General features: G+C 61.2%; 11 protein-coding genes and 1 pseudogene. 5 read left to right on the plus strand and 7 right to left on the minus strand.

Going from position 1 to position 13,178, the window contains the following annotated elements:
• The first annotated feature begins 39 nt into the window (after positions 1-39).
• Both NO360_RS15445 and NO360_RS15450 read left to right on the plus strand, forming a co-directional pair.
• Positions 40-1,068, plus strand: a complete 1,029-nt coding sequence (locus NO360_RS15445; protein WP_256308744.1) for a sodium:calcium antiporter — start codon at positions 40-42, stop codon at positions 1,066-1,068.
• Positions 1,069-1,329: 261 nt separating this feature from the next.
• Positions 1,330-2,916 (plus strand): APC family permease, encoded by a 1,587-nt coding sequence (locus NO360_RS15450; protein ID WP_256308745.1) that lies wholly within the window; start codon positions 1,330-1,332, stop codon positions 2,914-2,916.
• 106 nt (positions 2,917-3,022) lie between these two features.
• On the opposite strand, the gene NO360_RS15455 is transcribed toward NO360_RS15450, so the two are convergent.
• From NO360_RS15455 to NO360_RS15485, 7 genes are all read right to left on the minus strand, one after another.
• Complete coding sequence (locus NO360_RS15455; protein ID WP_256308746.1) at positions 3,023-3,775, minus strand: hypothetical protein; 753 nt, start codon at positions 3,773-3,775, stop codon at positions 3,023-3,025.
• A 48-nt stretch (positions 3,776-3,823) separates the two neighbouring features.
• Positions 3,824-4,846 (minus strand): metallophosphoesterase family protein, encoded by a 1,023-nt coding sequence (locus NO360_RS15460; protein ID WP_256308747.1) that lies wholly within the window; start codon positions 4,844-4,846, stop codon positions 3,824-3,826.
• A gap of 90 nt (positions 4,847-4,936) precedes the next feature.
• A complete protein-coding gene (locus tag NO360_RS15465; RefSeq protein WP_256308748.1) occupies positions 4,937-5,773 on the minus strand; it encodes a mycofactocin-coupled SDR family oxidoreductase in 837 nt (278 codons plus the stop codon).
• A complete protein-coding gene (locus NO360_RS15470) occupies positions 5,770-7,296 on the minus strand; it encodes an aldehyde dehydrogenase family protein (RefSeq protein WP_256308749.1) in 1,527 nt (508 codons plus the stop codon). The genes NO360_RS15465 and NO360_RS15470 overlap by 4 nt, the downstream gene beginning before the upstream one ends.
• 3 nt (positions 7,297-7,299) lie before the next feature.
• Entirely contained in the window at positions 7,300-8,364 is a 1,065-nt protein-coding gene (locus NO360_RS15475; protein WP_256308750.1) for a zinc-dependent alcohol dehydrogenase family protein, read from the minus strand.
• Positions 8,365-8,508: 144 nt separating this feature from the next.
• Positions 8,509-9,306, minus strand: coding sequence for an IclR family transcriptional regulator (locus NO360_RS15480; protein ID WP_256308751.1), 798 nt, complete (start codon positions 9,304-9,306; stop codon positions 8,509-8,511).
• 770 nt (positions 9,307-10,076) lie between these two features.
• A complete protein-coding gene (locus tag NO360_RS15485; RefSeq protein ID WP_256308752.1) occupies positions 10,077-10,451 on the minus strand; it encodes a DUF7344 domain-containing protein in 375 nt (124 codons plus the stop codon).
• A gap of 588 nt (positions 10,452-11,039) precedes the next feature.
• Between NO360_RS15485 and NO360_RS19110 the strand changes: the two are divergent.
• From NO360_RS19110 to NO360_RS15490, 3 genes and pseudogenes are all read left to right on the plus strand, one after another.
• Positions 11,040-11,306 (plus strand): annotated as a pseudogene (locus tag NO360_RS19110) (HalOD1 output domain-containing protein); the annotation flags it as partial.
• A gap of 264 nt (positions 11,307-11,570) precedes the next feature.
• Complete coding sequence (locus NO360_RS19115; protein ID WP_425601429.1) at positions 11,571-11,798, plus strand: DUF7563 family protein; 228 nt, start codon at positions 11,571-11,573, stop codon at positions 11,796-11,798.
• Between the two features lie 994 nt (positions 11,799-12,792).
• Complete coding sequence (locus NO360_RS15490; protein WP_256308753.1) at positions 12,793-13,095, plus strand: HalOD1 output domain-containing protein; 303 nt, start codon at positions 12,793-12,795, stop codon at positions 13,093-13,095.
• The last annotated feature ends 83 nt before the right edge of the window (positions 13,096-13,178 follow it).

Here is a 13,178-nt window from a genome sequence, read left to right on the forward strand (position 1 = left end):
CGATACGTTCTTTCCCCTACTTCGAGACGTTCCGGAGAGATGGCGTTGTTTGGACTGCTCCCCCACACGCCGGTCGTCGACGCCTTCGTGATACTCGTCACGACCGGGCTGATCTGGATCGGTAGCGGATGGCTCGAAGAGAGCGCGGAGGGGCTGGCCGCCCACTACGGGCTTCCCGCGGTGGTCCAGGGGTCGATCATCGTCGCGATCGGGTCGAGTTTTCCCGAACTCGCGAGCGTCGTGTTCGCGGCGCTCTCGGGCGTGTTCGACATCGGCGTGGGGGCCGTCGTCGGCTCCGCTATCTTCAACATCCTGGTGATCCCCTCGCTGTCGGGACTCGCCGCCGCGGAGTCGCTGGAGACGAACCGGACGCTGGTGTACAAGGAAGCGCAGTTCTACATGATCGCGGTCTCGGCGCTGATCATCACGTTCGCGTTCGCGGTCATCTACGTACCGGTCCCGGGCCAACCCCCGCTCGTCGGCCGGATCACGCGCCCCCTCGCGGTGGTGCCGCTGCTCCTGTACGGGCTCTACGTCTTCATCCAGTGGCAGGACGTCTCCGACTTCGGGCAGGCGGGCGTCGAGGACGCGAACATTCGGCGGCAGTGGCTGACGCTCGCCGCCGGACTCGCGCTGATCCTCGTCGCCGTCGAACAGCTCGTCGGCAGCGTCGAGTCGCTGTCGCAGACGTTCGGCGTCCCGGAATTGCTCGCCGGCGTGACGATCGTCGCCGCTGCGACGAGTCTCCCGGACCTGCTCGTGAGCGTTCGTTCGGCCCGCGATGGCAACAGCGTCACGAGCCTCGCCAACGTCCTCGGGTCGAACACGTTCGACCTCTTGGTCGCCATTCCGGCCGGCGTCCTCATCGCCGGGAGCGTGACGATTGACTTCGCGACAGCCGTCCCGATGTTCGCGATTCTCACGCTCGCGACGGTGGTCCTGTTCGCGATGATTCGAACGGACCTGCGGCTCACGACCGGCGAAGCGTACGGTCTGCTGGCGGGCTACCTCGTGTTCGTCCTGTGGCTCATCACCGAGACACTGGGCGTAACGACCGTCCTCCGGTGACGAACCGACAGCAGAAAGTATAGAATTCAGAAAGTAAATAAAATATATAGCACATACGACAAACAAATTTTCTGTGCTAACCCGATTAATCGGGTGTATGATTCTATTTGCTGGATACTTCTCTTAGATCGATTTATTTTTGAAGGAAATACAGATATATAAGTAAAATTATAGCACGTTCTCTCACTCTATATTTATACTATATAAAATATCCATTACCGTTAAGTGTTACCGCGTTCAGGGTTGTCACGGAGGTTCAAGATGTCAGGGGACGATACCTTATTCGTCCGAGAAGCGACCGGATTGGTCCGAGACTGGTCGTCGTACGATGCAGGAATATACGCGTTCCTGTCGGTAAACATCGTCACGTTGGGCTTCTACATCTGGACGTTCAACGCGTTCATTCCGCAGGGGAGCCCGATCCTGGCGACGCTGATCGCCGTCGTCGCGATCACGTTGCAGAACGTGGTGTACGCGACGCTGGTGGCGTCGATGCCCCGCGTCGGCGGCGACTACGTCTGGCAGAGTCGGCTGTTGAGCGGCTTCTGGGGGTTCTTCCTCTCGTGGCCCGGGTGGGTGTTCATCCTCTGGCTCTGGGTCCCGATCTACGGGTCGATCCTGTCGTGGCTCGTGTTGGGACCGGTTTCGGCCCTGTTCGGATTCGTCGAACTGGCGAACTTCTGGAACTCGAGTCTGGGGCTTTTCGCCTCCTCGATGATCGTCGTCGCCTTCGTGTTCATCTACGTCAGCCTCGGGATGAAGTGGTACGCGAGAATCCAGCAGGCACTGTTCTACGTCGGCGTCGTCGGGTTGCTCCTCTTCGTCGGGGGACTGCTCACGACGAACCCCTCGCAGTTCCAGTCGGCTTTCGACTCCCAGATGGCCGCGTGGGGGATGGGTCAGACCTACAACGGTATCATCGAGGGAACGTCGGTGAGCTTCGCCTCGGCCTGGAACCTCAACTGGGGCGCGTCGTACAAGCTGTTCCCGATGCTGTTGTTCTGGATTATGTGGACGGTCTGGGGGTCGACGCTGTTCGGTGAGGTCCGGGAAGCGGGCGAGTTCAAGAAGATGTTCGGCGTCTTCGAGGGCGCGCTGCTCGCCGCCGCGGGGCTGGCGATCGTCCTGTGGCCGCTCTTCGACTCCGCGATCGGATACACGTTCTACCAGGCGCTGAACTACAACTACTTCGTCGGCGCGGGCGCGCAGCAGTGGCTCTCCTCGCCGACGACGCTGGCCGCCATCGCGATGGGGAACGGCGTCCTCGCGAAGCTTATGGCGATCCTGATGGCCGGGTGGTTCTTCGCCTGGTCGGGGACGGTCTTCCTCTCTTCGACGCGGGTCATCTTCGCGACGGCGTTCGACCGGACGATCCCCGAGGTCTTCTCGGAGGTCAAGGGACGGTACAACACCCCGATATACGCCATCCTGCTGATGGCGATTCCGGCCGCGATCCTCACGGTGATTTACTTCTTCGCGCCCGGCTTCCAGACGCTGACCTTGGCGGCCACGTTCGCGATCGCCGTCACGTTCCTCGGCTCGACGATCGCGTGTATGCTGTTCCCGTGGCGGCGTCCGGAACTGTTCTCGAAGAACCCCGTCTCGAAGTACGAAATCGCCGGCGTCCCGGTGGTCTCGATCGTCGCGGGCGTGTACGTGTTGATCCTCCTGTCGGTGTTCTACCTCTGGGCGACCGAGAGCGTCTACGGCCTCAACAATATGCGTTCGATGGGGTTCCTCGGCGTGCTGTACCTCCTCTCGGCGATCATCTACCTCGGAATGAAGTCCTACCGCGCTCAGGAGGGCGTCGACCTCGACAATCTCCACTCGGAGATCCCCAAAGACTGATCGCGTCGACGACGCGACGTCGCCGCGTTTCGGTTTGTTTTTTGTTTTGACCCCACCTCGGTCCGACGGTCGACGAACAGTCGTCGACGCCGTCGCCGAACGACCGTCACCCGAGTTCCGGCCGTTTGTACCACTGCTTGTGCTCGCCGACGACCGATCTGAGCTTCCACTTGAGGCTCTTCGAGTGATCGTCGATCTCGCTTCGGAGGTCGTCGATACGCCCGAGAACCTCGGTCTCGTCGATCGGGAGATCGTTCCCGTCGACGTACTCGCGGACCCTGTCGAGACTGAACGTCACCGTCCGCCACAGCCCCCAATCCTCGGCGCAGAGGCCGGCGACGTACGCCGAATCGATCGTTTCGGTGTCGTCGCCTCCGGCCTCCACCGGGTGATCGCTGAGCATCGCGAGGATGTCGCGAACGTCGCGGTCGCTGACCTCGACGATCTGGAGCTTCGACAGCAGGAGATCCTCGATGGGGACCGTCGGGTGATCGATGTCGATCCGGTCGCGAAGCCCCCAGGCGTGACAGAAGTCGAACCGGTCGATGATGTAGTCGGCCTTGCGTTCGTTCACCGGATCGAAGAACTCCAGTCGGAACCGACGCATCGTGTTGAACCGCTCGTTCGCCTCGTAGCCGAGGTCGATCATCAGTTCGGTCATCTCCTGTTCCTCCTCGCGCCGCCCGACGAAGTCCACGTCGCGATACCCTCGCTTGAACGGCTCTCGACGGGCCGTCTCGGCGTGGCGGTTGATTGCGGTCCCCCCGATCAGCCGGACTGTCAGGTCCCGTTCGTCGGCCCGATTGACCACTCGCTCGGCCTCCTCGATCGGATCGGATCGCGGCTGGCTCTGGCTCACGGCGGTAGCACCTTGCTACCGTGTAGCACTCCGTGACGATAATTAAATTTACCCCCGCACGAGGCCAACGACGTCGACCTCCGGTTTGAGGTCGATGACCGCCCCTTGCAGCGATCCTTCCGAATAGACGCTCCCGGGATTGATCGCGGTCGTCTCGCCGATCTCCGTCTGTCCGCGGGACTCGTGAATGTGTCCGTGCAGCGACAGCGGCGGCTGGTAGTCCTCGATGATCTCTCGCACCGCTTCGCTCCCCACGGGTTCCGTCGACTGCGCGCCGAACTTCGGTCGGAGGTCCTCGTCCAACTCCGGCGCTTCGTCGAGCCCCGAATCGTACGGCGGTTCGTGGAAGTTGAAAATCGCGCGGTCGTAGTCGTCGACAGACCCGACGACGGCCTCGAGGCGCTCTCTGAGTTCCGCCTCGGTCTCCTCGCGGTCGGTGTCCCACGGCGTCGGATGCGTCCACCCCGAACTGGCCATCTGATACCCCTGGCCGATGTCGACGACCTCGCCCTCGACGAGGCGGACGAGATCGGACGACTCCCACACCTCGTCTATCTCGAAGGGGTCGTCGTTCCCGGGACTGGCGTAGACCGGCGTGTCGTCGAGTCGCTCCTCGCCGAACTCGATCCACTCCTCGATTCGGGACTTCATCTCCGCGATGAAAATCTCGTCCTGACGGTCGTCGGCGTCGTCGGCCTCCTGTAACCGCTCGTACTCCGCCTGCTCCATTACGTAGGGGTAATAGCCCGTGTTTTCGAGCGACTCCAGGAGGTCGTCGAGTTCGTCCCCGTCGGTGATCGTGTGCTCGTCGCCCTGTCGAGTGTACGTGTACTGCTCTCCTTCGTCGACGATGGGAAAAATCGCCTTGCCGGTGGTGTCGCCGCCGAGAATCAGCACGTCGGCCTCGTAGAAGTCCGCACTGTTGATGAACTTCCGCCAACAGGCCGTCGATCCGTGGATATCCGTCGCGAAGAATATCCGCGTCACCCCCGACTCCTTGTCCATCCCGGCGCTCTCTCTGGAGGCGTTCTCCTGATTGAGCTTCCGCTTTAGCGTGTCGATAACTCCCATGGTTCTCCCTCTCAACAAATCCGTTTGTTTCCAAAAAAGGTTTGGCACGCTCCGGAACAGGGGGTTCGGTCCCGGACTCTTCGAGCGGCCTTATTTCGCCATCAGCCCCGCATCGACGGCCACTGCGGTTCCGGTGACGTACCGGGCGGCGTCGCTCGACAGCCACAGGTAGGCCTCGGTCACGTCCTGGGACTCGACTGGTCCCTCGTCTATCACGTTCCAACTGCCGGTGTATTCGTTGAGTTCGGCGATGGCTTCCTGTCCGTATTTCTCCGTCAGACCTCGGGTCATCGGCGAATCGATACCCGTCGGCGACACGCAGTTGACGTTGATGTCGTACTGGCCAAGTTCGATGGCAAACGACTTCGTCAAGCCCACGACGCCGTGTTTTGCGGCCGTGTAGTGCCCACCGCGGTAGCTCGCACCGTGACCGGCGGTCGAGGCGGTGCTGACGATTTTCCCGCCCTCACCGCGCTCGATCATGTGCTGGGCGACGTGTTTCGAGCAGAGCCAGACCCCTTTGAGATCCGTGTCGAGCATCTCGTCCCACTGCTGTTCGCTCATCTCGTGGAGGTATTCCAGGTTCCAGATGCCGGCGTTGTTCGCGAGCACGTCGATCCGGCCGAACTCCTCGACCGCCCGCTCGACGGCGGCCTGCACCTGTGCCTCGTCGCGAACGTCCATCTCGAGGGGCAGTGCCTCCTGTCCTTCGCGTTCGATCAGTTCGGCCGTTTCTTCGAGGTCCGCCGTCGTTCCGAGCGGGTAGTCGGCGGTCGCCAGGGAATCACAGATGTCCGTTACCACGACGTCCGCGCCGTGTTCCGCGTAGGCGACCGCGTGCGATCGCCCCTGGCCGCGAGCAGCGCCCGTGACGAACGCTACCTGACCGCTGAAGTCGTACTCCGGGATGTTCTCTCCTGAGGTCATAGGTTCGGGTTCTCCGATGGATCGTCGAGGTTGACGTAGACCGTCTTCGTCTGTCGGTAGTGTTCGATCGCTTCTTCTCCGAGGTCGCGGCCGATGCCGGACTGCTTGAACCCGCCGTAGGGCCCCTCTGGACGGATCGGCCCGTAGGCGTTGACGTAGACGATTCCGGCCTCCAGATCGGCCGCCGCCCCGTGTGCCAGATCTGTGGACTCCGTCGCGATGCCGGCAGCGAGACCGTAGTCGGTGTCGTTCGCCAGCGCGATGGCCTCCTCGTACGTCTCGAACGACTGAATCGTCTGCACCGGCCCGAAGATCTCGTCGCGGGCGATCCGCATCTCGTTGTCGACGCCCGTGAACGCGGTGGGTTCGACGTAGTGCCCGTCCGCGAGCGCCGGGTCGTCGGGAACGCCGCCGCCGACTGCGAGGGTCGCGCCCTCGGACTTCCCCACATCGATGTACTCCCGGACGGTCTCGAACTGCTCGCCGTTCGTGAGTGGGCCCATCGTCGTGGCCTCGTCGAGCGGATCGCCGAGTACGTACGATTCGGCTCTCTCGACGAACCGATCGACGAACTCGTCGTGGACGTCCTCGTGGACGAGCACGCGCGACAGCGCGTCGCAGATTTCGCCCGCGCTGTAGTAGACGCCGTCGGCCGCGGCGTCGACGGCGGTGTCGAGGTCCGCGTCGGGGAAGACGACGAGCGGTGACTTGCCTCCGAGTTCGAGCGTCACGGGAGCGATACGGGCGGCGGCAGCCCGCATTACGCCTTTGCCGACGGCCTCGCTCCCCGTGAACGACACTTTCCGCACGTCGTCGTGTTCGACCAGTTCCGAACCGACCGTCGAACCCCGTCCCGTGAGCACGTTCACGACGCCGTCCGGAAAGATCCCTTTCGAGAGTTGGACCATCCGAAGGGTGCTCAGCGGCGCGTGCGCGGACGGCTTGAGCACGGCGCAGTTGCCGGCGGCGAGCGCCGGCCCGAGTTTCCAGGCGGTCGCCCACGCCGGGAAGTTCCACGGCGTCACCTGCCCGACGACGCCGTACGGTTCCGAGCGCGTGTAGAGATGCAGTTCACTCCCAGTAGGAATCTGCTCGCCCGTCTGCGCCCGCGTGACCGAAGCGTAGTATCGAAGGGTCCCGATCGCGCCCTCGACCTCCCCGCGCGCCTCCTGCAGCGTCTTCCCCGTGTCGAGTGACTCCAACCGCGTCAGTTCGTCGACCCGGTCTTCGAGCGCGTCGACCCACTCCGAGAGGCGTTTCGAGCGCGTTTCCGGCGTCGCCTCGCTCCACGTGCGGTCGTAGGCGTCCCACGCGGTCTCGACGGCGCGGTCGACCGCGTCCGCGTCACAGGCCGGCACCGCCACGATCGGTTCGTCGATCGCCGGGTCGGTGGTCGCGACGGTCGTGCCGGCCGTCTCGGTCTCGCCGTCGATCCAGGGTCCGACCTCGACCGTCAGAAGCGCCTCGGTGTGTGCGCTGCGGTGTCGCTCCCGAATCGCGTCTTGGGTTTCGTTTCGGGACATCGCTCACGCAAACTCGCTGACGACGGGGATACCGACCGTCTGGTAGTCGGTCATCGCTTCGAGTTCCTCGCTGACTCCGTCCAGGCCGATCTCGTCGGTGATCACCGCACCCGGGTCTAACTTTCCGTGTTCCACCATTCGGAACATCTCGCCGTATTTCGACGGCGGGAGACCGCTCGACCCGTTGATCTCGATCTCGTTCATGACGATCGTGTCGGTCGGCAGGGGATTGTAGCCGTGTTGCTCCTTCGTCGTGAGCCCGATCTGCACGTGGCGTCCGCGGGTCCGCAGGGAATTTATGGCGTTCTTACACGTTTCCTCGATCCCGAGGGCGTCCAGCGAGACGTGCGCCCCGCCGTCTGTGATGTCTTGCACTTCGTTCACCGGGTCGTCGACGTCCGCTCCGTCGACTGTCGCAATCGCGCCGAGCTCCTCGGCCAGGTCCAGTTTCTCCTCCATCAAGTCGACCCCGATCACGTTGGCGCCCAGCGCATCGGCGATCTGGACGGCAGAGAGCCCGATGCCGCCGAGTCCGTAGACGACGACGTACTCGCCGCGGCTGACGTCCGCCTGGTGCGCCATCCCGCGGTAGGCGGTCATATACCGACAGCCCATTCCGGCGACTTCGACTTGATCGACTCCGTCGGGAAGGGGGACGGCGTTGATGTCCGCGTGCGGAATGGGGACTTCCTCGGCGAACGCGCCGGGTGCGCCCTCCTGGAAGCCCAGACCGAGGTGGTTCTCACAGAGGTTCTCGTAGCCCACGCGGCACTCGTGGCAGTGCCCGCAGGCGAAATTGAACGGAATTGCCACCTCGTCGCCTTCGCTGACCGATTCGACCTCCTCGCCGACTTCGATGACGGTTCCGGACGGTTCGTGGCCCAGGATGTGTCCCCGTGGCGGCTTGTAGTCGAACCACTCCCAGTTACCGACCCACCCGTGCCAGTCACTTCGGCAGACGCCACAGGCGTCGACACGTGCGACGACGCCGTCGGGATCCGGCGTCGGTCGCTCGACGTCCCTGATGGCCAACGGCTCTTCATACTCTTCGAGTACTGCTGCTCGCATACGGATTGAGGTGTGTGACCTCCTGACAAAAAACTTCCCCTGGACCTGACCGATTCGCGCTAACCGCCGCGTAGCTGCTCCGAAGATTCCAAAAGACGCCACCTTCGAGTCGCTCTCGGGCGAGATGACCACCGACGTGGGCGTTCACACCGGGGGCAGAATGGATTCCAGTTCGGATTCGAGCGAGTCGACGACGGCCGAGAGGGAGCGCGGGATTTCCGTGTCGAGCACCGATCCGTCGATGCGATACGTCGGTCCCGACACGCTGAGCGCGCCCAGTGCGGATCCGTCGACGCCGGTCACCACCATACCGACGCTCCGGAGTCCTTCGGTGTAGTACCTGTCACCGATGGCGTATCCCCGCTCGGAGATCCGGTCGAGTTCGTCGAACAGTTCCTCCCGCGACGTGATGGTGTGGTCCGTGAGCGCGGGGAGTCTGTGTTCGTCGATGATCGAATCGACGCGCTCTCTGGGGTAGGACGACAGGATCGCGAGGCCCGACCCGGTCGCGTGCATCGGATAGTACGTTCCGATGTTCGCTCGGTAGCGTTTCGTGCCGTCGTCGCTTCCGTACTTGGCCCACTTGTGGTACGATTCGACGATGGTAATGACTCGGCCGTGGTCGTCGACCACGAAATCGCATTCCTCTTCGGTGCGTTCTGAGAGTTCCTCGACGGCCGATTTGACGGCCGAGAACCACGACCACTGCTCCCGAGCGTACTCGCCGAGGTTCAAGAACCGGTAGCCGATGTAGTACCGCTCGCCGACCTTCCGGAGGTATCCCGCCCGCTCGAGAGTCGTGAGGTGTTTGTGTGCAGTACTTTTTGCGATGTCGTGGGCCTCGACGATCTCGTTCGTCCGCGCGCCGCCACGATCTCGTATCGTGGAGACGATTTCTAGTGAGGTTTGCGTGGTCTTTACAATCGTTTCATTGTCAGACATTAATTATCAAACTATAGCACGGTGGTATAAAGATTTCGTATATTCGAATTAGTCGGGCTCGTATGCTGATACCGTCGCTCGGCTGATTTGGATTATGCCCCGAGCAGTCACTGATACAGATCCGAAAGTGGGCAAATAGGACCGATTTAGCGGTGGTCTTACGCGAATCTGGCGGCCGGCCAGGTGACCCGCTACAGCTCCGTGCGCCTTTCCAAAATTATAAAATGTGAAATAACACGAGCAAACCGGCTGGCCGGACCTGCGATATTCCCGAACCTCCTGTCTGGAACTATTCAGAATTGTATTATATATCTTATTATCATTATATTTTCGGTTACACGCTGTCTACGAGTTGAGTTCGGTTTAATCGAACTGGGATGATACAAGTAACAAACGTACATATGTTAGAAACCGCTAGCGCCCGCTGAGAGAAGTCAGCGATATTCACCGGTGGGTCTCGGGGGGATTGTTCTTTTTATAACTCCGCTGCGGAAACAGAACTCTGTTCGCCGGCGTCCCGGAGTGGTTTATATCGCTCCGAATATATAGTATACCATAGATAAATTATATTATTGTACAAATAATATTATGAATATCCGTCTCTTGATCAGGCCACCTGTTTTTTCCGCAGGGATCGGCCGATTTGACGGGAGTCGAACCCACGAGATACCGCTCTCGAACAGATTCAGTCGGTAACAGCTATTCATCTCCTTCGATATATTTATCAGATATCTCGTGAACGTCCGTCGCGATCGTCGGGACGAATAGTATCACCAGCCCCCGGGAAGTTCGTCGGAATTGTCTCTGAGTAGTTCTACGACCGGTCGTACATCGTCGAAGGACGGCCCCCGAGCGATCGCGTTCGCCTCTTCGTCCCAGTCGATCACGTCTCGCTCTTCCAACTGGGGCAGGTGGTTGTGTCGGAGTTCGACTGCGAGTCGTTCGATCGCGTCATCGGTTCCGGACTCCCGATTCCCTTCCCCCAGAGTGGTTTCTGCGAGGCGTTCGAGCATCGCTTCCACACGGTATTGGTCGTCTGGGTCGCATTCACAGAGCGTCAGCAGGACACGGTACCGGTTCTCGTCTGCGAGCAGTCTGAGGGCCTGTTCGGTCGACAATCGATCGCCGCTTCGGGTCGGACTCATCGCACTATCCCGGCGGAAATTGGACTGGAATGGACCACGCCACGGCCAGCTCGCAGCGGCCTCTCGCTTCGAGGCCCGCGGGTTCGGTTGAGTGACATACTATCTGATAGACATTTTTCACACATTGGTATTAGTAACAGCCCTTTACTCGGCTCTTTTCGACCGCCCCGTGTCGATAGCGGGGATATAACGAGCGTATGGACTCGGTGTGGGTTTGGACGCACTGCCGGCGAAGCGCGGACTACGAAGCAAAGTGGTCATAGTTGATCACGACTCCTCCCGGGCAGTGCTCGCTACCAACGGGACTGTCCGGCTCAGTGGATTGAATTGGTCGGGAGGTACTTCGTATGCCTCCGTATGTACACCGAACCGGCTGTAGGAACGCGGTAGCAGATCGGCTTCAGTGACCGAAACAACAAAATATCAGCCTACGCTACAGAAAACGAATAATGCACAAATATTACTTCACTGCAAATATCCGATCGTCGGGTCGTCGTCCGGCGACTCAACGACCGCACGGTGTCTCGGAATGAGTGGTGAAGTTGAACAGACTATGTACCGTACGACTGGGCGGACGTTACCCCGTCCGTCGCCGTCGTTGCGGCCCTCGGCCGAGTTACCGGGCGGGAACCAACCGATCTCCCGCGGTTGAACGAGCCGGTCGACCCCGACGCGCTCGACGCGCTATCCTCGAATCTGACGTTCGACCAGGGATCCGTGACGGTGTCGTTCGCCTCCGCCGACCGTTTGGTGACCGTCACGGGCGACGGCACAGTTGTGGTGAGCTGCGATTCTGAAACGTTCAGACCTGATCAGTACGGGGTCAACTCGAGGCTCGTTTGGATCGGCCGATAAAAATAGCGCCCGTCGATCCGACGGATCGTGTATGGTTGTAGAGGGGGTGGGTGGGGGGGACGTCGGATGTCGGGGCACAAGGAACGTGCGTCGCCATCCCCTTGGTTAGCATCTCGTTATCGCCCGTTTCGGACGAATTATATCCCCGTGTTACCCGTCAGGCGACAATCAGTCCCGGTAATCCGTCCGTCTGTTCGGGTTTTCCAGCCTTATCGCTCGATAGCTCCTGTATAACCAAGAGTGCATTGTGATATCGAGAGACGTATGTCAGACCGAACCGCTTCGACTTCGACGACTCGACAGTGTACACGGTGTGGATCGGCGGTCAGCAAACAGTTCATCCGCGTGTTCGGCGTCGACAATACGGTTCACGGGTGCCTCAACTGCCTCACTCGAACGCAGTTGGCCGTCGGTGAGGCGGCGACGCGTGGTGACCGAAGCGACGAGACGCACGATCAAAAGATCCGGTGGCCGACCAGTGACTTGCCGTAGGAAACGAGACCCGCCTCGCCTGCACGACGCGCGGCGGATAGCGTCGCTGCGCCTCTTTCCGATGGAGCCCTCGCGTTCGAGTCAGTGGCCAGGAACCGGTTTCGAACGCCACTATCGGTACGCGACAGTACGGCGGCGTGCCGTCCTGGGGATTCTTCTGATGCGGTTCGACACCACGCTATCGACGACTCGCGCTCTTCGTTTGCTGACTTCCGGACCTTACCGGCGAGGGGTATCCAGAGCCGACGCGGATGAGATGGGCGCAGAGCTCCTGCCGACACTCTGAGACCGGAAGGCGCCGCCCGTCGGTCGACCCGTTCGACCTCTCGAAACCAACCTGTTCTGGTGCGAACGTCCCACTGTGAACCGAGCGTGCCCCGATCGAGACTGGAATCGCCACCCGATGTCGCCAGCCGGCGGCTTTCAGGTCGGGGAAACGCACTCGGGGACGTGCGCGGAGGACGGCTCGACCTGACCGTCGGCCAGGGCTACGGCGTCAGCGACGTCCACTGGTTCGAACACCTGTCGTCCGAGAGTCCCGTGGAAGAAGCGCCCGCCAGCCGATGGTTCGACTGTTAGCTCGATCGTCTCTGAGAGCAACCCCGTCGATGTCGGCGACTTCACTCGTACTGATTCGAAGAATTCGGGGGGAGGCCCCCGAAATTCGGGGTCGAAGATCCAAACGCAGAGACCGTACCGCAACTGCGGCGGGATGTCCGGGGTCAAGGGACGCTCGCAGACAGCCGCGGTACGCTTGCAGTTTCGGCGATCCCGATATTTACTATAAATCATCTAAATCCGATAAGGAGAACTTATTCTTTCCCGTAATTAGGCCACTACACGCCGGTATGCGACGACGTTTACTCTCCTCCTCTCGGCTGCGTTCGGACGCGGGCGACGCGGAATGACGACTGAACCGATCGCTGACACGACTGTGAGAGCAGGATCGACACTGTTTATACCGCCCGGTCGGTACGCCCGACAAGCACTCAGTATGAACTCGTCACAAGTGACACCTTCGGGCACGGTCGCGAATGCTGACTCCTCGATCATTTACCGATCTCGGCGAGAACCCGACGCGTCGGCCACCGTCTCCGTAATCAGAGCGGTCGCCGAAGTCGAAGACGTGACGCCGGGCGATTTACCGGTCTTAGGCGACGTAATCGATCCAGAGGCGCTCGACGGCGTGTTCGAGGGAGGTCAGCGCGTCGGGCGGTCGAACGCGCGGCTATCGTTCGACTACTGTGGGTACACCGTCACCGTCACCGAGGACGTCGTGACGCTCAGCGTTCGATAACCAAGTCTCGGGGAGCTTCCTAACGGGAGCGGTGGGGACTCTATATCGTGCCTTCTGAGGCGGTTATCACGCCAATTACGGAT

The sequence above is a fragment of the Halobellus litoreus genome (assembly GCF_024464595.1).
Classification (GTDB): domain Archaea; phylum Halobacteriota; class Halobacteria; order Halobacteriales; family Haloferacaceae; genus Haloquadratum; species Haloquadratum litoreum.